Here is a 22,725-nt window from a genome sequence, read left to right on the forward strand (position 1 = left end):
ATGAGCAAATCCGACCAGAGTTTCCTGCGTCAGTTCTCACTGCTTATCGCCGGCCTCGGCGTACTGACCCTGGTCCTGATCTTCACCGCATGGACGATCTACGAGCACGAGCCAAAGGAAACCAATCCCGAGGCGGCGCAACAGCTCTCCGCCAGCCTCGCCCCCAACGGCGCGGTCTACGCGGGCAACACCGGTCGCGCTGCGATGCTGGCCGCGCAGGAAGCCGCCGCCAAGGCCGCCGCCGCGCAAGTGGCCTACGGCGGCACCACCGACGGCAAGACCATCTACGACAACCTCTGCCACAGCTGCCACACCGCCGGCGTGGCCGGTGCGCCGGTGCTGGGCAACAAGGCGATGTGGGGGCCGCGCATTGCCGAGGGCCTGGATACGCTGGTCAAGCACGCCATCGACGGCTACCACGGCCCGGATGGCAACACGATGCCGGCCAAGGGCGGCAACCCGGCGCTGACCGATGCGCAGGTGAAAGCGGCGGTGACGTGGATCGTGGACCAGGCGAAATAATTTTCGACTGAGCCCATGCAGACGCCGCCTTCGGGCGGCGTTTTGTTTCTTGCTCCTTCCATGGATGGAGAGGGTGCGCATCGTCAAAGTACATGCAGAAAACACGGCACCGCTATCATTGCCTGCATGACCCAAGCCGCCCCCTCTCCCGATCCGTCCGTTTTTCCGGACGCTCTTACTGAATTCACGCTGCAGGGTCCCGTCGGCCCCCTCGAGGCGATCAGCGACGTGGCCGAGCGCCCCGCTGCACGCCGCGGCGTGGCGGTGATCTGCCATCCCAACTCCAAAGACGGCGGCACCATGCGCAACAAAGTGGTGACTATGCTGGAGCGCAGCCTGCGCGAATGCGGACTCGACACGCTGCGCTTCAACTTCCGCAGCGCCGGCGAATCGGCGGGCGAGTACGACAACGGCCGCGGCGAGAGCGACGATCTCGCCGCGGCGGTGGCATGGGTGCGCAAGGTACGCCCGGATGATCAACTGTGGCTGGCCGGCTTTTCGTTCGGCAGCTACGTCACGCTGCGCAACGCGGTGCAACTAAAGGCCGATGCCCTCATCAGCATCGCGCCGCCGGTCGGCCGCTGGTCGCACGAAACGCTCGACTTGCCCACCTGCCCGTGGCTGGTGGTGATGGGCGAAGAAGACGAAATCGTGGAACCGCAAGCGGTGTTCGATTGGATCGACAGCCTCGAGGAGCCACCCGAACTGGTACGCATGCCCGAGACCGGGCATTTCTTTCATCGTCGTCTGATGGATTTGCGCGGGTCAGTGAAACATTGGGTACAGGATTATTTACCGCCTGCCCGTGAGTGATTGACCAGCACTGCAAGCCCCAACCATGCGTTATGGCCGTCATTTCCGCAAAAGCGGGAATGACGGCCCATAGCGGTACAGATCAACGTTACGCACGACTGCTTCTTTCATGACCGAACTCTCCCCCAGCGCGCGTTACCAGGAAGGCGTCGCCGCCCATCGCTGGAACATCGATCCCGCGCAACTTGCCGCGCTGCCGGAATTCGATCGCATGCAATCGGCGCTATGCGCACATACCAACGGCAACGGCCTGTTAGGCCGCCTGAAATCCCTGCTCGGCAGCGAGGAGCATCAAGCCGTGCCCGGCCTGTATCTATGGGGCAGCGTCGGCCGCGGCAAAACCTTTCTGATGGATTTGTTCGCGGCCAGCCTGCCGCATGGCGTGGCGCTGCGGCGTCACTTTCATCGCTTCATGATGGAGGTGCACGAGCACTTGCGCGAACTGGGCGAGCGGCAAGACCCGCTGGTCGACGTCGCCGCCGGCATCGCCCAACGTTGCCGCGTGTTGTGCCTGGACGAATTCCTGGTCAACGACATCGCCGACGCGATGATCCTGGCCAATCTGCTGGAAGCCTTGTTCGCACGCGGCGTCACGCTGGTGACGACCTCCAACACAGCCCCCGACCATCTGTATAAAGAAGGCTTGCAACGCGTACGCTTTCTGCCGGCGATCGCCTCGCTCAAGCAGCACTGCCATGTGCTGGAAATGGTTTCCCCGCACGATTGGCGCCTGCGCGCGCTCACGCATGCGCCGGTGTACCACACGCCGCCCGGCGCCGAGGCCGAACGCGAACTGGCGCGTATCTTCGCCGGCCAAGCGCAAGGCGATGTGGTCGAAGGCGGCGACATCGTCATCAACGACCGGCCGATTCCGGTGCGCAAGCGCGCCGGCGCGATACTCTGGTTCGACTTCGCGGCGTTGTGCGACGGCCCGCGCGCCGTGGCCGATTACATTGCGCTGGCCAAATTGGCGCCCGCCGTCATCGTTTCCAACGTGCCGCAATTCACTATCTACAGCGAAGATCCGGCCAAGCGCTTCGTGCAATTGGTCGATGAGTTCTACGACCGCCACGTCAAGCTGATTCTTTCCGCCGCAGCGCCGATCACCGAGTTGTACGACGGCGAGCGCTTGCGTGCGGAATTCGGGCGTACCGAATCGCGCCTGATCGAGATGCAGAGCCAGGAATACCTGGCGCTGGAACATCGCCCGAATTCGTAGGCCGCGACGGCGGAGAACGCCGGTCCACCTAGCCGACAGACAGCGCCCGATAAGGGCCGTGCACTATCGTTCGGACGGCTTCACCAATGGCTGTGCCAGGTGCTAGGGTGCGTGCTTCGCTTCGTCACGGAGTTGGCGGCATGTTGATGTTCATCGCGACAGCACTGCTTGCCGGCGCGTCCACCGCCGCGGCACCCTCCCCTGCAGATACATTCACCGGCCGCGTATATCGCGCCAAGCTGGTCGAAGCCGGACCTACCGGTCCCGCCTATCAGAAACAGTTCTGGGCCAAGACCGGCAACCCGATGACCGATGCGTTGCGCGCCTGCCTGGGGAATCGCGCAACAGCCGACAAATCGCCCTTCACGCTGGTGGCCGATATTTCTGCCGACGGGCATCCCATGAACGTGGAAGTGCGCGCCCCGACGGCGGTGGCGAAGTGCCTTGCCAGCCAGTTCAGCGCATGGACGTTCCCGGCGCCGCCCAAGCTGCCCGACTCGGCGAGCTATCCCATCGAAATCGACGTAAGCATGTAGGGAGGCACGGCATGCGAGCACCCACCGGCTCGGTCGTCGGACTCTGCTCCGCCTCCGCCACCATGTCGGCGATGGGCATGGCCTTTCTCGGCTACTGGGGCGTGCACGAGCCTACGCCATGGAACGCGCGTGACATCGTGGTGGTATGCCTGGCCTTTCTCAGCTTCTTCGCCTTCGGGGCGACCATCTGGATCGCTACCACGCCGGTGGCGCACGACGCCGTCGAACGCATCGGGCCGGCCCGCCGCAGCTTCGCCGCCGGGCTGGTGCTGATGTGGCTGGGGATCATCGTCGCCATCGCGCGATAGAAAAAAATTCTGCGCGGGCCGCAGGCCGCTTGGCGGCTGGTGTGGCGCCGCTTATCCACCGGCTTATCCACAAATTATTGGGTTGACCGGGCGGGGCGACCCCGATATGTTGTGCCTCGTCGGTTGCCACTTCGGACGATTTCGAGGTGGTTCGGGAATCCGGTGCAAGTCCGGAACTGCCCCGCAGCGGTAAGCGGAGACCAAAGCCCGATTCACGCACTGGCCGTCGCGGCCGGGAAGCGGGGCGAGTAGGCGGATCGCAAGATCCACATCCGCAAGTCCGAAGACCTGCCGACACGGCATGGCCGGAGCGCCATGCCGCTGGTGACGGCCTCCGCGGGCGGGGGCGTGTCGCGCGACGCGGATGTCACCCGTGTCGGGCGAGCACGACCACGACGGCAGCCGCCGCCTCAGCCCTGCGCGCGGGAGCAGGTGGTTGAGTCCAAGGAACCTGTCCGCACCCACCGGCGTCCGCCGCACGGGCCGGTTCCGCAGCCTGGAGCATCCGACATGCAACCTGTTGATACCGAATCGCGCGAGCGCTCTGCCGATCGCGCGGAGTCCGCCGTCTTTTCCGCCGACGCCAATGCGCCGGCCCCAGCCAACCCGGTCACGATGTCCGCCACTGCCGAAGCACCCTTCACCCTGACACCGCCGCACAATCCGGGCCAGATGCGCGTCACCAAGCGCAACGGCCGGCAGGAAGTGGTCGACGTCAACAAGATCGTGCGCGCCGTCACGCGCAGCGCCGAAGGACTGCATGCGGTCGATCCGCTGCGCGTGGCGCTGAAGACCATCGGCGGCTTGTATGACGGCGCCACCACGCAGGAGCTGGATCAGCTATCCATTCGCACCGCCGCCGCGCTTACTGCGGAAGAGCCGGAATACGGCCAGCTCGCCGCGCGCCTGCTCGGCGCGTTTATCGACAAGGAAGTAAGCGGCCAGGAGATCCAGAGCTTTTCGCAGTCGATCGCGCGCGGTGCCGAACTGGGCATCGTCAACGCGCGCCTGCGCGATTTCGTGGCGGCCAATGCGCGCAAGCTCAACGACGCAATCGATCCGCTCGCCACGCGCCGCTTCGAATACTTCGGCCTGCGCACGGTGTACGACCGCTATCTGCTGCGCCATCCGCAATTGCGCAAGGTGATCGAGACGCCGCAGTACTTCTTCATGCGCATCGCCTGCGCGCTGGGCGGCAATGAGATCGGCGAAACGCTGGAACTGTATCGCCTGCTCTCCTCGCTGGAATACATCGCCAGCTCGCCGACCTTGTTCAATGCAGGAACGGCGCACGAACAGCTGAGTTCCTGCTTCCTGCTCGATTCGCCGCTCGATTCGCTGGAGTCGATCTACGAGAAATACGGTGACGTCGCCAAGCTCAGCAAGTTTGCCGGCGGCATCGGCCTGGCTTATTCGCGCGTGCGCTCGCGCGGTTCGCTGATCAAGGGCACCAACGGCCATTCCAACGGCCTGGTGCCGTGGCTGAAGACGCTGGATGCCTCGGTCGCCGCGGTGAACCAGGGCGGCAAGCGCAAAGGTGCAGCCTGCGTGTATCTGGAACCATGGCATGCGGATATCGAGGAATTCCTCGAACTGCGCGACAACACCGGTGACGAAGCGCGTCGCACGCACAATCTCAACCTGGCCAACTGGATTCCCGACGAATTCATGCGCCGCGTCGAGCACGACGGCAACTGGTCGCTGTTCGATCCGAAGGTCGTGCCGCACTTCGTCGACAGCTGGGGCGAAACCTTCGACCGCGCCTATCACCAGGCGGAAGCCGCAGGCCTTGCGGTAAAGACGGTCAAGGCGCGCGAGCTGTACGCGCGCATGCTGCGCACGCTGGCGCAGACCGGCAACGGCTGGATGACCTTCAAGGACCGCAGCAACGCCACCAGCAATCAGACGGCCAAAGCGGAAAACGTCATCCATCTGTCCAACCTGTGCACCGAGATCCTGGAAGTCACCAACGCCGGCGAAACGGCGGTGTGCAACCTGGGCTCGGTCAATCTCGCCCGCCATGTCGTCGATGGTGCCTTCGATTTCGCCAAGCTCGCCAGCACGGTGCGCACGGCAGTGCGCCAACTCGACCGCGTGATCGACCTGAACTTCTATCCGATCGACACCGCCGCCACCGCCAACCGCAAGTGGCGCCCGGTGGGCCTGGGCGTGATGGGCCTGCAGGACGTGTTCTTCAAGCTGCGCCTGCCCTTCGATTCGGCCGAAGCGCTGGAGCTGTCCACGCGCATTGCCGAAGAGATCTATTTCCATGCGTTGTCGCAGTCGAATGCGCTGGCCGAGCAGCACGGCGCGCATCCTGGCTTCGAGGAAAGCCGTGCGGCGAATGGCGAACTGCAATTCGATTACTGGCCGAATGCGAAGCCGCATGACGCCGCACGCTGGGACGCCTTGCGCGAAGCGATCAAGGCGAAGGGCCTACGCAACTCGCTGCTGATTGCGATCGCTCCCACGGCCACCATCGCCTCCATCGCCGGCTGCTACGAATGCATCGAGCCGCAGGTCAGCAACCTGTTCAAGCGCGAAACGCTGTCCGGCGACTTCCTGGTGGTCAACCGCTACCTGGTCGATGAGCTCAAAGCGCTGGGATTGTGGACGTCGGAGATTCGCGACGCGATCAAGCTGGCGGAAGGTTCGATCCAGGGCATCAACGCCATCCCGGAACGCCTGCGCCAGATCTACCGCACCGTGTGGGAACTGCCGCAGAAAGCCTTGATCGACTTGGCCGCCGCGCGCGGTGCGTACATCGACCAGAGCCAGTCGCTGAACCTGTTCATGGAAAACCCGAACATCGGCCAGCTCAGTTCCATGTACATGTATGCGTGGAAGGCAGGAGTGAAAACCACGTACTACCTGCGCTCGCGGCCGGCGACCAAGATTGCCAAGACGACCGTGACGGCGACGGCTGCCGCAGCACCTGTGGCCAGTGCGCAGGAAGAGGCTACGGCTGCCGTGTTCTGTTCGCTGGAGAATCCGGAATACTGCGAGGCTTGCCAGTAACTCCAATCCCGTCGCCCCGGCGAAAGCCGGGACTCAGGGACTTCTTGTGAAGGACCCTAACCACGCATGCCCAGTTTGAAACCCTATCGCAACCGCCGCGGCCGCTCCGGCGTGAGCGCGTATGCGATCGGCGAGGGTTTCATCCTGGTGCATTTCGTGCGCGACGGCACTTACGAATACACCGATGCCAAGCCTGGCCGCATGCATGTGCGCAACATGCAGACGCTGGCCCAGGCGGGCATCGGCCTTTCTACCTACATCAGCCGTTTCGTGCGCGGCAACTACGCGCGCAAACTCGACTGACTACCCAGGAACATCCATGTCCGAACACATCCTCGATCCCGGCTTCGAACTCACCCTGCGCCCCATGCGCTATCCGGAGTTCTACGAGATGTACCGCAATGCGATCAAGAACACCTGGACGGTGGAGGAAGTGGATTTCTCGCTCGACGTCACCGACCTGAAATCGAAGATGACGGATGCCGACCGCCACCTGATCCATCGCCTGGTCGCGTTCTTCGCCACCGGCGACACCATCGTGGCGAACAACCTGGTGCTGAACCTGTACCAGCACATCAACGCGCCGGAGGCGCGCATGTATCTGTCGCGCCAGCTGTACGAGGAGGCGCTGCACGTGCAGTTCTACCTCACCCTGCTGGATACGTATATTCCTGATCCGAACGAGCGCAACAAGGCGTTCGCGGCGATCGAGAACATTCCGTCGATCAAGCAGAAGGGCGCGTTCTGCTTCAAGTGGATCGACTCCATCCAGAACCTGCGCAGGCTGGACACGCGCGAACAGCGCCGGCAATTCCTGCTCAACCTGATCTGCTTCGCCGCCTGCATCGAAGGGCTGTTCTTCTTTGCCGCGTTCGCCTACGTGTACTTCCTGCGCTCGCGTGGTTTGTTGCACGGCCTCGCTTCGGGCACCAACTGGGTGTTCCGCGACGAATCCGGCCACATGGCGCTTGCCTTCGAAGTGGTGCGCACCGTGCGCGCGCAGGAGCCGGACCTGTTCGACGAAGATATGCGCACGCAGGTGGAAGCGATGCTGGAAGAAGCGATCGCTTGCGAAACGCAATTCGCCGAAGACGTGCTCTCCGGCGGCGTGGCCGGCCTGTCGGTGAAGGACATGCGCCAGTATCTGGAATACTGCGCCGACCAGCGCCTGGTGCAGCTCGATCTGCCCAAGAAATACGGCGCGAAGAATCCCTTCGATTTCATGGATCTGCAGGACGTGCAGGAAGTCACCAACTTCTTCGAGCGCCGCGTGTCGGCGTATCAGGTGGGCGTGGAAGGCGAAGTCGCCTTCGACATGGCGTTCTGACGCATAATCCGCCGCATGGACGCAGCGAACATCACGCTTACCGACGCCCCTGACGCCGAAGCGCTGGGGGCGATCCGCCAGGGACTCGATCAGTTCAATCTTGCCGCATGCGGGGTGAGCGACCAGCGTCCGCTGGTGTTGCTGGTGCACGACCCTGTTACACAGAAAGTAGTGGGTGGACTCAACGGCCGCACCTCGCGCGGCATGCTGTTCATCGATGTGTTTTTCCTGCCCGCATCGATGCGCGGCCATGGCCTTGGCAGCACGCTGCTACGCATGGCCGAAGAAGAAGGACTACGCCGCGGTTGTCGCACCGGTATCTTGTATACGAACAGTTTCCAGGCGCCGGAGTTTTATAGGAAACATGGCTGGCGCGAGTTCGGCAACTTTCCGTCCGATCCGCCGGGCACCAGCCGGATTTTTTTCTGCAAGGACCTAGGAAACTAGCCTAGCTGGCGACGCCTGCTTGCCAAGCGGACCTGACTTCCTACCTTGATCCTCTCCCCACGTGGGGAGAGGACATGCAGGCACTGATCACGTCCAGCTATTGTCGTCATCAAAACTGCCGCTATCGAAATTCGCATCGTCGAAATCGTTGTTGGATGCGAAATCCTGATCGCCGCCGCTCGGCAGCTGGTTGTTGCCGTCGTCGTAGAAGTTGTTCTCGGTGACATTTTCGATCACTTCGGGCTGGCCGCCGAAACCGCCGCCGAAGAAACCGCCGCCGCGATGGCCGCCAAGCAGGCTTTCGATGCCATCGAACAGGAACATGCCGCCGGCGACGCCGGCCGCGGTGGTCGCGGCATTGGCAAAGAAACTGGAACCGCCGCCCTGCTGCGCCGCGGCCGGCGCGCTGCTGCCGAACAGACGCTCGCGCCACGTCGGCGCGGCTGCCGGGGCTGCCTGCTGTTGCGGCGGGTACGGCGGCGGGTTGCTGCCCCATGCGGACGGCGACTGACCACCGAGGAAGCTGCCGCCGCCTTGCTGCTGGCCGGCCACTTGCGCCTGCAGCTGGGCAATCTGCGCCTTGGCCGCATCCAGCGCGTGCTGCTGCAGCAAGCAGCGTTGCACCAGCAAGTAGACGGCGTCAGGCTGGCCGGCCAGGCGCTGGTGGATCAGCGCATCAGCTTGCGCGTCCTTGTTCACGCCGCTCACGGCGGCCAGGCGCTGGAGGAAATCGTCGAGGAGGAGCTGTTCCTGGGGAGTCATGGGTTCACCGATGGTTTTCGTGACGGCAGGATGCCGGCAAAGGGGAAGTATGCGCGGGATGTATGACCTCAAGAGTGCCGGTCGTCGTGGTCGCGGCCGGCGGTTCACGATTCAGTGCAACTCGGCCTATTGACTACAGCTGTAGTCAGAGAGTAGCGTGATTACACGTGTAGTCACCCATGCCGAAGCCATGCCTAAACCATCCATCGGAGACCAGGAGCTTGCACTCCTGCACTATCTGGCCGAACACGAACCCGTCAGCGTGGGCGAAGCCGCCGCCGACTTCGGCGAGGCGCGCGGCCTGGCCCGCTCCACCGTGCTGACCATGATGGAACGCCTGCGCAGCAAGGGGTACCTCAAGCGCCAGCACGTCGAAGGCGTGTACCGCTACAGCACCGCCACCGGCCCAAACGAAGCCTTGAGCAATGCCGTGGGTCAGTTCGTCGAGAAGACCTTGTCGGGCTCGCTCTCGCCGTTCGTCGCGTGGATGTCGCAGCGCGCGGAAGTCAGCGACAGCGAACTGGCCGAACTGGAAGCGCTGGTGACGAAACTGCAATCGCGCCGCAAGGAGGACTGAGATGACTGGGTTGAACGCTTTCGCCGATGTCCTGCTGGGGCGCCTGGCCTGGACCAGCGCCCAAGCCGTCGTGTTGATTGCCACGCTGTGGCTGGTCATGCGCTGCCTGCCACGGCTTTCGCCGGCCGTGCGCTGCATGTTGTGGTGGCTGGTGGGGGCGCAGCTGCTGCTGGGCATGACGCTCAGCAACCCCGTGCAATTGCACTGGTTGAAGCCGGTCGAACAAAAACCGCTCGCCGTGCCGCACGCCATCATCGTGCACACGGGCGACAGCGCCGCCGCGGCGATGACGGCCGCGCAGGCGATCACCTTCGCTTCGCCGGCAAGCCACTGGAGCTGGTCGTGGTCCGAAGCGGCGCTTGGGCTGTGGCTGTCGATCATCCTGCTGCAAGTGATGTTCGCCCTGCGGGATGGGCTGGAAGCGCGGGCGCTGGTGCGCGAAGCACGCCCCGCCACCGACGACAGCCTGCTGTCGGTGTGCGCGCAGCAAGCCAGGGCGCTGGGCATGCGCCGTGCGCCGGCCTTGCGCATCTCCGACGCGATCGTATCGCCGCAGGTCACCGGCTGCTGGCGTCCGGTGGTGTTGCTGCCGGCGGAGCAAACGCTGTCGCAAGAAGAACTCGCCATGGCGATGGCGCATGAACTGGCGCACATCCATCGCGGCGACCTGTGGCTGGGCTGGATTCCGGCGCTGATGCAGCGGCTGTTCTTTTTTCATCCGCTGGTGACCTGGGCGATGCGCGAATACGCGATCTACCGCGAAGCCGCCTGCGATGCGCAGGTACTGCAGCGCCACGATGCCACGCCGCAACACTACGGCCATCTGCTGGTTCGCCTGGGCGTGGTCAATCCCGTGCATGCCAGCCTTGCCGGCGCGTCCTCCACGTTCCTGCATTTGAAACGGCGGCTGATCATGTTGCAGCAAAGCGTCAACGGCACCACGCCGGGCTTGCGCAGCTGGCTGCTGGTGGCGGCTGTTGCGCTGGTCGGCGTGCTGCCGTATCGCGTGACGGCCAGTGACATTGCAGCGCAGACGCATGACACAGCTGTCACCGCAAGCATCCAAGCGCCGCCTGCCATACCAGCGCCACCTGCGCCACCTGCGCCACCAGCGCCACCAGCGTCGCCGGCACCCGACGTGGCGCCCGTACCGGCACCTCCTGCACCACCGACTGATCTGGGCTTTCATGCCAACCATACGCACATCCATACGCACGTCGGTGCAACCCACAGCATGGTGCTCTACGACGGCGGCACCTTGATCGTGGATGGCAATGACGCGGACGTCGGCAGCATCCAGCGTATGAGTAAGTCGGACAGCCCGCTGCTGTGGTTCCGCTGGGGTGGCCACGCCTATGTCAGCCACGATGCCGGCCTGATCCGCCAAGCCGAGAACACCTACGAGCCGTTCAATGGTCCCACGCGCGCCGAAGCAGCGCTGGCAGCCCAGCAAGGCGAACTGGCCGGACAACAGGCCGCGCTTGCTTCGCGCAACGCCGACCTGTCCAACCGCGAAGCGGAGCTGGCAGGCCGGCTCGCCAGCATCGATGCGCAACGCCTTGCACTGGCACACCTCGAACCGCAGGAGCAGCGCATCCGGGAGCTGACCCTGCAAGGCGAGGAACGCGGCATACGCGCGACGCAGGCGGAAATAGACCGCGAGCACCAGACCTTAAGCCGGGAAAGCGCGGCCTTGTCCCAACAGGAAACGGAGCTGTCCGCGCGCGAATCCGCCATCTCGCGCCAGCGAACCGCAGAAACGACGCAAGTGAACCAGCAACTGGACAAGCTGCTGGATGAAGCCGTGGCGAAAGGTCTGGCAACACCAGCGGATCGCTGAGCGTCACGAACTAGGGAGCCACTACGTAGACGAACAAACGCCCGCCTGGCGGGTGCCGGGCCTTTGCGCGCCTTTTTCAACCAGAGAACGTTCACCATGTTCCGCTACTACCTCCTGCTTGCCCTCTACAGCTTCCGGCGCAATCGCATGCTTACCGCGTTGATGATCCTGGCCATTGGCCTGGGGATAGGCGCCAGCATGACCATGATCACCGTGCTGCACGTGATGTCCGGCGATCCGCTGCCTGGGCGCAGCGCGCATCTGTACGTGCCGGTGATCAATCCTGATCCCGTCAGCAGCAGCAAGCCCAAGGACACCACCGTAGATGGCGCCATGACCTGGCCGGATGCGATATACCTGTTGCACGCCGCACGCGCGGATCGGCAGGCCGCGATGGCCCCGGCAGCGTTGCCGATCCGGCCAGCGCAGGCGACGCTGCGGCCGTTTTTCGAATCGGGGCATTACGTCACCGCCGACTTCTTTCCCATGTTCGCCACGCCGTTTCGTGCGGGAAGCGGATGGACCGCGCAGGATGACGACAATCATGCACGCGTGGTCGTGCTCAACGCCGGCTTGAACCGCAAACTGTTTGGCGACACGCCGAGCATCGGCCGCAGCGTGCGCCTGAAGAACACCGATTTTCGCGTGATCGGCGTGCTCGACGACTGGCAGCCGCAGCCGACCTTCTACGCGCAGATCAACAGCAGCGCCTTCGGTAATACCGACCAGTTCTTCCTGCCGCTGGCGACGGCGCAGGAACTGGATTTCGACATCGCCGGGCGCATGTCGTGCTGGGGCAATGGCGGCGATGCGCGGCTGAGCGACCATTGCACCTGGCTGCAGTTCTGGGTGGAACTGGACAGTCCGGCCAAAGCGCGTGCCTATCGCGATTTCCTCGCCGGCTACTGGCGCGATCAACAAGCGCACGGCCGCTTTCCGCGTCCCGTGGATGCAAAGCTGTTCGGGCTCATGGACTGGCTGAGCAACCAGCATGTGGTGCCTGGCGATCTGCGCCTGCAGCTGTGGTTGGCGCTGGGTTTCCTCGGCGTGTGCATGCTCAATATCGTCGGCCTGCTGCTGGCCAAGTTCCTGCGCCGTAGCGGCGAGATCAGCGTGCGCCGTGCGCTGGGGGCACGACGGCGCGACGTGTTCCTGCAACTGGGCATCGAAGCCGGCGCGATCGGGCTGGCCGGCGGCGCGCTGGGCTTAGGGTTGGCCGAGCTCGGCTTGTGGAGCGTGCGCCAGCGGCCGGACGGCTATGCGCACCTGGCGCAGATGGATATCAGCATGCTGCTGGGCACGTTCCTGCTCGCCATCATCGCCGGCGTGTGCGCAGGCCTGGTACCGGCCTGGCGCGCCTGCAACGTCACGCCTGCCCTGCAACTCAAAACCCAATGAGGTGTGTGTCGTGCCCTTACCGCCACTGGTTGCCAGCCTTACCCGCCATAAACTCACCGCCCTGCTGCTGGTGCTGCAGGTCAGCCTGACCTGCGCCATCGTGTGCAATGTCGCCTTCATGATCGTCGAGCGCGTGCAGCTGTTGCGCCAGCCCAGCGGCGTGGCGGAAAACGAATTGGTGTCGATCGACAGCACCGACCTGGACGACAACGCGCAACCGCTGGTGCGACAGGACACCGACCTGGCCGCCTTGCGTGCCATCGCCGGCGTGAAGTCGGTGGCGGCGGTCGATGCGCTGCCGTTCAATCGCCACGACTGGACCAATGGCATCGCGCTGGTGCCAGACGGCCCCACCCGCGCCACCGCCACGGCGTTCAACGGCACGCCGGATGAACTGGCCACGCTCGGCCTGCACCTGGTTGAAGGGCGCGGTTTTCTGCCGAACGACTACGTGCCGTTGGGCAGTGCGCACGACTGGAGCGGCATCGACCAGGTGCCGGTCACCATCGTGACGCGCGCCCTCGCAGAAAAACTCTTTCCAGGCCAGGATCCGCTCGGCAAGGCGATCTATCCGGATGAGAAGCCGGTGCGCATCGTCGGCGTGATCGATCATCTGCTGCGCCCGCAGGCGCACGAGAACGCCGACAACGACTACGCCACCGTATTTCCGATGCTGCCCGACGCAAACAGCGTGACGTATGTGCTGCGTACGGCACCGCAAGACCGCGCACGCGTGCTGAAGCAGGCCGCTGAGCTACTCGATCGTGTGCACGGCAATCGCATCCTTCGCCACGCGCAGACGTTCGAGCAGTTGCGCGCCGATTTCTTTCACCGCAACCGCACCATGATCGCACTGTTGATCGCCGCAGCCATGGGCTTGCTGATCGTCACCGCGCTGGGCATCGCGGGCCTGGCGAGTTTCTGGGTGCAGCAGCGCAGGCGTTCCATCGGCATCCGCCGCGCGGTCGGCGCAACGCGGCGGGATATTCTGCATTATTTCCAGTGGGAGAATTTCTTGATCGTGGGCACCGGCGTCGTTGTGGGCGCGGTGCTGGCCTACGGCTTGAACATGCTGTTGATGCAGCAGTATGAACAGCCGCGCTTGCCGATGCTTTACCCCGCCATCGGCGCCTTCGCACTGTGGCTGCTCGGCCAGCTTGCCGTGCTCGGCCCCGCGCTGCGCGCCGCCTCGGTGCCACCGGTGGTGGCGACGCGCGCGACGTGAACGTGATGTTCGCGATGATCGGCGCCCTCCCCTGCGACAGTAGGGGAGGGTTGGGGTGGGGTTGCTTGTGCTTTAGCACGCAGCCAAATGTCGCCATGACGTCTGATCGCAAGCAGCGATGGCAGGCTCCCACCGCTCGCTACGCTCGCACCCCACCCTAGCCCTCCCCTACTTCGCAGGGGAGGGGACGCATCGTTGCGAATGCAAGCTATGCGCTTAAGTTTGCGCGATGGTGTTAGATGCTGAGATTGCATCCCAGCCTACGCGCTGATCTGTCGCAACGCCGCCATGACTTTCGCCTCGGCCTGCGCCGGCGACCACGCAGCGATCTGCGCCAAGGTATAGGTACGGCGCAGATAGCGGATCACTTGCAAGCCAAGCCAGTAACCGCTGCGATTGGGCAGGCCTTGCTGATACGGCTTGGGTGCGGCGTTGAACCAGCGCTTGAAGGTGTCGGGATGGTCGGGATCGATGGCCTTGTTGCGCGCATCCGCCAGGAAGCGCCGGGCGATGTCCGGCAAACGGCTGGCGGGCATCGCGCCAAGCTCATCCTGCAGCAGCAGCTCGCCATCCGTATGTCCCGGCGCAAGCTCGCCGCTGACATACGTGGCCAGGCCTTCCTCGAACAGCGGCAAGCTGAGCGGCGCATCCGGCATCACGCCATCGTTGCGGATGCCGGCATGCTGTGCGTGATACAGGTGAAACAGTTCGTGCGGCACCACGATGTCGAGCCGGGCGTGCTCCAGCAACAACGAATCGGCTGCGAACGCCAGCACGGGTTTGCCGTTGCCGAGCACACCGCTCTTGGCATCGAAGTTAGGCGCCAGCAGGATCGTTACCGGCGGATGCGCATCCGCATCGGGAAACAACGCCTTGAAGCGCACCGACTGCCTGGCAATGGCGTCCTGCAACGCACGCACTTCACCCGGGATGCCTGCCGCCAAGGCGGGGTATTTCGCGAAGCGCGCACGCAGCCAGATCTGCCGGCGTGCCTGCCAATACGGATCGTGCTGCTTTTCCCATACCACCGTGTCATAGATCGCCTGGCGCGGCGCTTCGATATTTCGGTTCCACACCTGTTCCTGCTGCAGGAAGGGCTTGCCTTCCGCGGCGGGCCAGAACGCGGCAAACGAGGAAGCGATCGAAGGCGCGCCGGCAGCAGCACAAACCGGCGCAAAACCCGCGAGCAGCAGGCTCAGGCATAGCGCCTTGCTGCCGCTCGCGGTCATGCCATCAGTTCCACGGCCAGGGCTTGAGCGCGTAAGCCTGCGGCGGCGTATCGCCAGCAAGGTATTGCACGAAGTAATCCCAGCGGCGGCGGGTGATGTATGGCGTGTCGTCGCCATAGTGATGACGTTGGTTGGGCAGCATCAACATGTCGAAATCCTTATTCGCCTTGATCAGCGCATCCACCACCAGCAGCGTGCTGTACGGCGGCACGTTGTCGTCCACGGTGCCGTGCACCAGCATCAGCTTGCCCTTGAGGTTCTTGGCGATGAGCTGATTGGCCTGGTTGTCGTAGTTGGTGCTGCCGTCCGGGTTGGTCACCAGCAGGCCCTGCCACTTTTCGCCCCAGTCGTCTTCGTATTCGCGGTTGTCGTGGTTGCCGCTTTCGGCCCAGCCCACCTTGAAGAAATCCGGATAGCGGAACATGGCGTCCGCCGTGGTATTGCCGCCACCGGAGTGACCCCATATGCCGACGCGATCCAGATCGATCCACGGATAACGCTGGGCGAGCTGCTTGATGGCAGTGACCTGGTCCGGCAGCGTGTTGTCACCCATGTGGCCGTACCACGCATCGTGGAAGGCCTTGGAGCGCCATGGCGTACCCATGCCATCGATGGCCACGACGATGAAGCCGAGTTCCGCCAGCGACTGGTTATCGTATTCCGACGGTGCAAAGCCAAAGGTCCTGACCGAACCGGTTTGCGGACCGGGATAGACGTAATCGATGAGCGGATATTTCCTGGCCGGATCGAAATGCGTGGGCTTGAACATCAGCCCGTACAAATCCGTCTTGCCGTCGCGCGCCTTCACCACGATCAGTTCCGGCGGTTGCCAGCCGGTGGCGAGCAGGCGCTTGATGTCGGTGGTGGCCACCGTCGCGATGGTGTGGCCGTCGCTGGCATCGCGCAGCACGGTAACCGGCGGCTTGGTGTTGGTGGAATAGCTGTCGACGAAGTACTTGCCGTCGGCGGACATCGTGATGATGTGATCGGCAGGTTCCGGCGTGAGCAGCACCGGCTCGCCGCCGTCCAGGCTCACCTTCCAGAACTGCTGGTAGTACGGATTGACACCCGGCGTGCGGCCTACGCCGCGGAACCACACCGTGCGCGTTTTCGCATCCACGCGCAGCACTTCAGTGACATTGCCCTGGCCAGTGGTGATGGCGCGCTTGAGCTGGCCATTATTGAGGTCGTAGAGATACAGATTGCCCCAGTTGTTGCGCTCGCTGAACCAGATCGCCTCGTGCGTGTCGGGCAAATAGCGCCAGTTCACCGCGCCATTGCCGCTTTCGTAATAGGTGGCGACGTCTTCGTGGAACACCGTGCGTACCTCGCCGGTGTTCGCATCGGCGATGCGGAAAGTCTCATGCTTGTGATCGCGCGAGGTCGACACGAAGGCGAGCGTCTTGCCGTCCGGTGCCCACTTCACATCGTCCCAACCGCCGTTGTCGCCGCAGCTCACGTCATCGCACAAGGTGGAACGGTGCTGATCCGGCGGCATCTTCAGGCGCAGCACCTTGTGCGCCGGCACGTCGATGATCACGCGTTCGATCATGGTGATGTTCTTGTCGCCTGCCAGCGGGTATTTCCACGCCTGCAGTTCCGGATGCCCCAGCTTGGTGGTGACCAGGTACATATCGCCGGTCTTGCGCTGGTCCTGCTGGAAGGTCGCGATCTGTTTCGAATCCGGCGACCATTCCAGAATCGCCTTGTCGCTGTGCTGCCAGCCGGCGTTGTCGGTGGCATAACCGAAGTTCTCCACGCCATCGGTGGTGAGCTGGGTTTCCTTGCCGGTGGCGACGTCGCGCACCCACAGGTTCCAGTTGCGGATAAAGGCTTCCTGCTTGCCGTCCGGCGACAGCGCGCCGGGCTCCTTGCCGGTCTTCACCTGGGTTGCGCGGTTCACGCAGGTGCCGGCCGCATGCAGGTCGCATAGGTAATGCGTGCCGCCGATGGTGATGTCGTCGCGCCCGTCGGCGGCGACACGGTAGTCGCTGATGCCGAGCTTGTCCGCCTTGATGCCCTTGTTGCCGGCCTTGGCCAGCGCCGCGGCGAGTTTGGCCTGATCGAGCAGCGGCGCGGCCTTGCCGTTGGTGGCGTCCATGCGCAGGTAATGATCGCCACTGGCGTCATGATCGACATACCAGAAATGCGTACCGTCCAGCCAATGCACGCTGCGCACCATGTGATCGACCAGCGGCGCGGTGTTGTACGGCATGTAGCGCTCGGCCTGCGCATAATCTTGCGCGGTGAGCACGCGGCCTGCAGCGACAGCCCCGCCTGCGGAACCGAGGGCCAGCAGCCCGCATACGAGTGCGCCGTACAGACGCGACGTACCGATGATCGAACGCATGTTTGCTCCCATTGAAAACAGACAGCCGCGCCAGCGGCCTCCCGCCATCTTGCCATGACCGGCCATCGTAGCGGTTGACGTCACACCCCGCCCCTGCCAAAGGTCCCCGCAAGGCGTCTCCATTGTGCGTGTGCAACACGCAGACTGTGTACGCTATGCCGGTATCCGATACGTGATTGGAGCCGGAACATGTCGCAGCGCTACACCATCATCGGCAACTACATTTCACCCTATGTGCGCAAGGTGCTGGCATGCATGGAGCTGAAGGGGCTGGATTACGAGATCGACCCGATCACGCCGTTCGTCGGCAACGAGGCCTTCACCCGCATCAGCCCGTTGCGGCGCATCCCCGTACTGATCGACGGCGCATTGGTGCTCAACGATTCCAGCGTGATCTGCCAATACCTGGAAGACAAACATCCGCAGCCTGCGCTTTATCCGGCCGATATCGCGCAACGCGCCAAGGCCCGCTGGCTGGAGGAATATGCCGATACGTATCTGGCCGACGTATTGATCTGGCGGCTGTTCTATCAGCTGGCCGTGCGCAAGCATGTTTTCCGCGAAACCTCCGATGAAGCAGTGGTTCAGCACGCGCGTGAAGTGGAAATTCCCGCAGCACTCGATTACCTGGAAACGCAACTGCCAGTCGACGGCTTTATTTTTGGAGCCTTGTCGATCGCCGACATCAGCCTCGCCTGCTATTTCCGCACGGCTTCGTTCGTGCGTTATGCCGTGGATGCAACCCGCTGGCCGCGCACCGCGGCGTTCGTGCAGCGCATGCAGGCATTGCCGGTGTTCCAGAAACTGGCGCGCTGGGAAGATGGCGTACTGCGCATTCCGGTGACCGAACAGCGCACAACGCTGGCGACGATGGGAGCGCCGCTTACGCGGGAGACGATGGGCAGCCAGGTGCCGCAGCATGGGTTGCCGCGCGGGTGAGAATGTTGCAACAAAATACTTCACCGGCATCGTGCCTCAGCTTGCTGCTTTTTTGCTCGTAGTCACGGCACGGTGTGATTGGGGGTCGACGCTAATCAGGGCAAATGCCGGATACGCGTCGGTGGCTATTTGAAATGGCTATATGATGTCCCGCACCTGCAAGGGATTCGGGGAAAACGCATGTCGGCCATCCTCAAACGCTGCCTGTTGGCCTTGCCGCTTTGGCTGTCCATGGCAGCCGCTCAAGCGCACTTGGCCCCCGGCGATACGCCGCCGGATTTTCTGGGCAATACGCGTGCGGAAGATGCCGTGCACGTCAGCGACATGCGCGGCAAGGTGGTGGTGGTCACGTTCTGGGCATCGTGGTGCCATTACTGCCAGGAAGAGTTGCCGAGTCTCGCCGGTATCCAGAAGCTCGTCAGCCCACAGCAATTGCAGGTGGTAGCCATCAACCGGGACGATCGCGATACCTTTCTCAAGCTCAACCGCTATCTGGCGAAGAAGACGCCCGACTTGATCCTCACCTTCGACCCCGGCGCGGTGGGCAAGGCTTACGGCATCAACGGCATTCCCAATACGTTTCTGATCGGTCGCGATGGCAAGGTGGCCTATGTGCATACGGGCTACGGCGACGACATGCTCGATGGCATTGCCAGCGAAATAAACAACTTGCTGGCGCGGCCGGCACAGGCGTCCGCTGCGCCGTCGCCGTGACACGCAAGTCGCCTGCGCATCGATGATGATGCGCGCATAAATTTCTCCCGGACGTCCGCGCCGTTGTCCGCGGACGCACTTGCGCAGCCGCTCATCCAGGCCAAATCCTTGATTGAAAAAGCACTCACGCGTTGGCACGTGATTTGCCCCTTGAGCACAACACCTTCTTGGGGAGAACCGTTTTGAGCACGTTCCGTACGACGCTGGTCTTCATGCTTACGCTGGCTACAGGCATCGCCGCCACTTCCATCCATGCCGCAGATGCCTCCGCACAAGGCAAGCCTTCCGCGCTTACGCGCGAGCAGGTCACGCGCATCCTCGACAGCAACCGCATGATCAGCACACCGCAGGGTGTGAACGAGCAGATCAAGTTGCGCATCGGCGGCATCGACCAGTGGGTATCGATCCGCGGCAAGGATCGCCGCAACCCAATCCTGTTATTCCTGCACGGTGGCCCGGCGTCACCGGCGATGCCGGAGGCCTACACCTTCCAGACGCCGTGGGAAGACTATTTCACCGTGGTGCAGTGGGATCAGCGCGGCGCCGGCAAGACGTATGCGGCCAATACGGAAGCCGCGATGAATCCGGGCATGAGCGTGGATGGCATGACGCACGACGCCGCGGAGCTGGTGCAATACCTGCGCAACCGGTTCAACAAGCCGAAGATCTTCCTGCTGGGCCATTCCTGGGGCACGATCCTCGGCGTCACCCTGGCCCAGCAGCATCCCGAATGGTTCTATGCGTATATCTCGGTGGGCCAGGTGGTGAACGGGCGCCGCAACGAAGAAGTGGGCTACAACTTTGCCCTGCGCCGCGCGCGCGAGGAGGGCAACCAGACGGCCATGCGCGAACTGCAGGCGATTGCGCCTTATCCGGGCACCGGCAAGCCGACGATCGAAAGCGTCGGCGTGCGCAGCAAGTGGGAGATGTATTACGGCGGCCTTGCCTGGGGCCGCAAGGACTATCAGTTCGAAGACGATGCCGAGTCGCTATCGCCCGACTACAGCCGCGCCGATCTGCAAGCCATCGGCAAAGGCAGCCTGTACTCGCTGAACCATCTGCTGCCGGCCTTGCTGGCAACGAATTTCGATCACGTCACCAGGTTCCGCTGCCCGGTGATCGTTTACGTGGGCGCGCACGACTACACCACCTCGTACGAACTGGCCGAGACGTGGTTTACCCATATCGAGGCGCCGTCGAAGCGGCTGGTGGTGTTTGCCGATGCCGCGCACATGATGATGCAGGAGCAGCCGGGCCGCTTCCTGGTGCACTTGGTCACCGATGCACTGCCGCTGGCGCAGCAGGCCGGCGATGCCGCGCCCGCCGAGGTCGTGCGCACGCAGTGATGCGAAAGACCGCACGCCAATGCGTGCGCAAAGCGCTCACAGCTGCTTGCCCATCACCTCCACCAGCCAATCCACGAATACGCGCAACCGCGCCGGCACCTGCCGGTGCGGTGGATACAGGACGGTGACCGGCAAGGATGGCGGCGGCGTCGATGGCAGGAATTCCTTGAGCTGCCCGCTCGCCAATGCACCGGTCAAGTGATAGCGCGGGAATTGCGCAATGCCCAGGCCTGCCTCGCAGCATCCCCGATAAGCTTCCACGCCGCTGACGGTGACGCGCCCAGGCAGGCTTACTTGCCGCTGTTTGCGTCCGACCATGAATTCCAGCGGCTCTACGCGATGCGTGGTGGGCGATGCCCAGTTCACCGCGTAATGACCGTCCTGCAGCTCAGCCAGGTTGCGCGGCACACCGTGCCGGCGTACGTAATCGGCGCTGGCGACGGTGGCTTGCTCCAGCGCACCGACGCGCCGGCCGACCAATCCGGAGTCGGGCAAGTTGCCGACGCGCAAGACGCAATCGACGCCTTCGCGTAATAGATCCACGAAGTGATCGCCGGTACCGATGTCCAGTTCCAGCAAGGGGTAGCGTGCGAAGAAGGCCGGCAGCGCCGGAATCACCCACAGCCTTGCCAATTGGGTGGGCAGATCGACGCGCAATCGTCCACGCGGCTGCGCTGCGGCCTGGCGAAAATCCGCTTCCACGGCGTCGACATCGGCCAGCAGCCGCACGCAGTGGCGGTAATACGCTTCGCCATCGCGGCTGGTGTGCACGCGGCGCGTGGTTCGTTGCAACAGCTGCGTACCCAGTTGCGCTTCCAGCCGCTTGATGGTGTGGGTGGCGGTGGCGCGCGGCAGGTTCAGGTCGTCGGCCGCAGCGGTAAAACTGGCCAGTTCCACGATTCGCGTGAACAGGCGCATGGCATCGAGGCGGTCCATGGATTGTTGGCGTTGATGAAATAGTGAAGCTCATTATTGAGCATTTATCAGAGGACCGCATCGGCCGATGATGCTTCGGTTTCCCCCTCCCCCAGCCGCGAGATCACCATCATGCAGACACGCACACTCGGCAAGCACGGTCCCAGGGTTTCCGCCATCGGCCTCGGCTGCATGGGCATGAGTGAGTTTTATGGCGCGCATGACGATGCCGAATCCATCGCCACCATTCACCACGCACTGGAGCGTGGCCTGAATTTTCTGGACACCGCCAACGTCTACGGCCCCCATACCAACGAGGAGCTGGTCGGCAAAGCCATCCAGGGACGCCGTGAGCAGGTGTTCCTGGCGACCAAGTTCGGCATCGTACGCGATCCGGCCAACCCCGCCTTCCGTGACGTCAACGGCCGCCCGGAATACGTGCATGCCAGCTGTGATGCCAGCCTGAAACGCCTGGGCGTGGATCACGTCGACCTGTATTACCAGCACCGTGTCGACCCCAACGTGCCGATCGAAGAAACCGTGGGCGCCATGGCCGAGTTGGTGAAAGCCGGCAAGGTGCGTTACCTGGGCTTGTCGGAAGCCGCGCCGCAAACCATCGAGCGGGCCGCCAAGGTGCACACCATCACCGCGCTGCAGAACGAGCTGTCGTTGTGGACACGCGACGTGGAAGAAAACGATACGCTGGCCACCTGCCGCAAGCTGGGCATCGCATTGGTGGCGTATTCGCCGCTGGGCCGCGGTTTTCTTACTGGCGCGATCACCTCGCCCGACGATTTCGAAGAAGGCGATTTCCGTCGCAATAACCCCCGCTTCCAGGGCGAAAACTTCGCGCGCAACCTGCAGCTGGTGAAGCAGGTGGAAACGCTGGCCGCGGAAAAAGGCTGCACGCCGGCGCAACTCGCCTTGGCCTGGGTACTCGCACAAGGGCAGGATATCGTGCCGATTCCGGGCACGCGCCGGCGTTCACGCCTGGACGAAAACATCGGCGCACTCGACGTGCAGTTGAGCGAGGACGAGCTGGCGTCGATCGACCGCATCTTCCCGGCAGAAGCGGTTGCTGGTGCACGCTATGCGCCGACCGGCATGACCCATATCGGGCGGTGAGCCGCGATGGGCGCGAACCCAATGCATGAATCGACGCGGGCCGCCGTAGGTTGGCGGTGAGCGCAGCGAACCCCAACATTGCCATGCTGAGCGACGTTGGGGTTCGCTGCGCTCA

General features: G+C 63.5%; 21 protein-coding genes and 1 riboswitch. Of the genes, 17 read left to right on the plus strand and 4 right to left on the minus strand.

The window, feature by feature from the left end; genetic code table 11:
- The 9 genes from VMA74_RS02235 to VMA74_RS02275 all read left to right on the plus strand — a co-directional run bounded on the left by VMA74_RS02235 (nt 1) and on the right by VMA74_RS02275 (nt 8,190).
- Nucleotides 1-522 carry a c-type cytochrome gene (locus VMA74_RS02235; protein WP_325364380.1) on the plus strand — a complete coding sequence of 174 codons (522 nt, stop codon included), beginning with the start codon at nt 1-3 and terminating at the stop codon, nt 520-522.
- 126 nt (nt 523-648) lie between these two features.
- The gene (locus VMA74_RS02240; RefSeq protein ID WP_325364382.1) at nt 649-1,335 is read left to right on the plus strand and encodes an alpha/beta hydrolase; all 687 of its coding nucleotides are present in this window, start codon (nt 649-651) and stop codon (nt 1,333-1,335) included.
- 109 nt (nt 1,336-1,444) lie between these two features.
- On the plus strand, nt 1,445-2,554 hold the full coding sequence (gene zapE / locus VMA74_RS02245; protein ID WP_325364384.1) for a cell division protein ZapE: 1,110 nt from the start codon (nt 1,445-1,447) through the stop codon (nt 2,552-2,554).
- A gap of 140 nt (nt 2,555-2,694) precedes the next feature.
- Nucleotides 2,695-3,090 carry a peptidase C13 gene (locus VMA74_RS02250; RefSeq protein ID WP_325364386.1) on the plus strand — a complete coding sequence of 132 codons (396 nt, stop codon included), beginning with the start codon at nt 2,695-2,697 and terminating at the stop codon, nt 3,088-3,090.
- Between the two features lie 11 nt (nt 3,091-3,101).
- Nucleotides 3,102-3,398 carry a hypothetical protein gene (locus VMA74_RS02255; RefSeq protein WP_325364388.1) on the plus strand — a complete coding sequence of 99 codons (297 nt, stop codon included), beginning with the start codon at nt 3,102-3,104 and terminating at the stop codon, nt 3,396-3,398.
- 103 nt (nt 3,399-3,501) lie between these two features.
- Nucleotides 3,502-3,708, plus strand: a riboswitch (cobalamin riboswitch).
- 305 nt (nt 3,709-4,013) lie between these two features.
- A complete protein-coding gene (locus VMA74_RS02260) occupies nt 4,014-6,416 on the plus strand; it encodes a ribonucleoside-diphosphate reductase subunit alpha (protein ID WP_325364416.1) in 2,403 nt (800 codons plus the stop codon).
- 66 nt (nt 6,417-6,482) lie between these two features.
- The gene (locus VMA74_RS02265; protein ID WP_414649542.1) at nt 6,483-6,719 is read left to right on the plus strand and encodes a hypothetical protein; all 237 of its coding nucleotides are present in this window, start codon (nt 6,483-6,485) and stop codon (nt 6,717-6,719) included.
- Between the two features lie 16 nt (nt 6,720-6,735).
- A complete protein-coding gene (locus VMA74_RS02270; RefSeq protein ID WP_325364390.1) occupies nt 6,736-7,743 on the plus strand; it encodes a ribonucleotide-diphosphate reductase subunit beta in 1,008 nt (335 codons plus the stop codon).
- A 15-nt stretch (nt 7,744-7,758) separates the two neighbouring features.
- A complete protein-coding gene (locus VMA74_RS02275) occupies nt 7,759-8,190 on the plus strand; it encodes a GNAT family N-acetyltransferase (RefSeq protein WP_325364392.1) in 432 nt (143 codons plus the stop codon).
- A gap of 87 nt (nt 8,191-8,277) precedes the next feature.
- On the opposite strand, the gene VMA74_RS02280 is transcribed toward VMA74_RS02275, so the two are convergent.
- A complete protein-coding gene (locus tag VMA74_RS02280; RefSeq protein WP_325364394.1) occupies nt 8,278-8,952 on the minus strand; it encodes a DUF2076 domain-containing protein in 675 nt (224 codons plus the stop codon).
- Between the two features lie 190 nt (nt 8,953-9,142).
- On the opposite strand from VMA74_RS02280, the gene VMA74_RS02285 reads away from it, so the two are divergent.
- From VMA74_RS02285 to VMA74_RS02300, 4 genes are all read left to right on the plus strand, one after another.
- Entirely contained in the window at nt 9,143-9,529 is a 387-nt protein-coding gene (locus VMA74_RS02285; protein WP_325364420.1) for a BlaI/MecI/CopY family transcriptional regulator, read from the plus strand.
- 1 nt (nt 9,530) lies between these two features.
- A complete protein-coding gene (locus tag VMA74_RS02290; RefSeq protein ID WP_325364396.1) occupies nt 9,531-11,369 on the plus strand; it encodes a M56 family metallopeptidase in 1,839 nt (612 codons plus the stop codon).
- A gap of 96 nt (nt 11,370-11,465) precedes the next feature.
- Complete coding sequence (locus VMA74_RS02295; protein WP_325364398.1) at nt 11,466-12,767, plus strand: ABC transporter permease; 1,302 nt, start codon at nt 11,466-11,468, stop codon at nt 12,765-12,767.
- A gap of 10 nt (nt 12,768-12,777) precedes the next feature.
- Nucleotides 12,778-13,992: an ABC transporter permease gene (locus VMA74_RS02300; protein WP_325364400.1), complete on the plus strand. Its 1,215-nt coding sequence runs from the start codon at nt 12,778-12,780 to the stop codon at nt 13,990-13,992.
- 260 nt (nt 13,993-14,252) lie between these two features.
- Here the strand turns inward: VMA74_RS02300 and VMA74_RS02305 are convergent, their stop codons facing one another.
- Both VMA74_RS02305 and VMA74_RS02310 read right to left on the minus strand, forming a co-directional pair.
- The gene (locus VMA74_RS02305; protein WP_325364402.1) at nt 14,253-15,221 is read right to left on the minus strand and encodes a hypothetical protein; all 969 of its coding nucleotides are present in this window, start codon (nt 15,219-15,221) and stop codon (nt 14,253-14,255) included.
- 4 nt (nt 15,222-15,225) lie between these two features.
- Nucleotides 15,226-17,571 carry a S9 family peptidase gene (locus VMA74_RS02310; RefSeq protein ID WP_325364404.1) on the minus strand — a complete coding sequence of 782 codons (2,346 nt, stop codon included), beginning with the start codon at nt 17,569-17,571 and terminating at the stop codon, nt 15,226-15,228.
- Nucleotides 17,572-17,760: 189 nt separating this feature from the next.
- Between VMA74_RS02310 and VMA74_RS02315 the strand changes: the two genes are divergently transcribed.
- From VMA74_RS02315 to VMA74_RS02325, 3 genes are all read left to right on the plus strand, one after another.
- A complete protein-coding gene (locus tag VMA74_RS02315) occupies nt 17,761-18,510 on the plus strand; it encodes a glutathione S-transferase family protein (RefSeq protein WP_325364406.1) in 750 nt (249 codons plus the stop codon).
- Between the two features lie 180 nt (nt 18,511-18,690).
- A complete protein-coding gene (locus VMA74_RS02320; RefSeq protein ID WP_325364408.1) occupies nt 18,691-19,224 on the plus strand; it encodes a TlpA disulfide reductase family protein in 534 nt (177 codons plus the stop codon).
- Nucleotides 19,225-19,406: 182 nt separating this feature from the next.
- Complete coding sequence (locus VMA74_RS02325; protein ID WP_325364410.1) at nt 19,407-20,570, plus strand: alpha/beta hydrolase; 1,164 nt, start codon at nt 19,407-19,409, stop codon at nt 20,568-20,570.
- Between the two features lie 36 nt (nt 20,571-20,606).
- On the opposite strand, the gene VMA74_RS02330 is transcribed toward VMA74_RS02325, so the two are convergent.
- The gene (locus tag VMA74_RS02330) at nt 20,607-21,506 is read right to left on the minus strand and encodes a LysR family transcriptional regulator (RefSeq protein WP_325364412.1); all 900 of its coding nucleotides are present in this window, start codon (nt 21,504-21,506) and stop codon (nt 20,607-20,609) included.
- Nucleotides 21,507-21,617: 111 nt separating this feature from the next.
- On the opposite strand from VMA74_RS02330, the gene VMA74_RS02335 reads away from it, so the two are divergent.
- Nucleotides 21,618-22,610, plus strand: a complete 993-nt coding sequence (locus VMA74_RS02335) for an aldo/keto reductase (RefSeq protein WP_325364414.1) — start codon at nt 21,618-21,620, stop codon at nt 22,608-22,610.
- Nucleotides 22,611-22,725: the final 115 nt, after the last annotated feature.

The organism is Dyella sp., from assembly GCF_035508675.1.
GTDB lineage: Bacteria > Pseudomonadota > Gammaproteobacteria > Xanthomonadales > Rhodanobacteraceae > Dyella_B.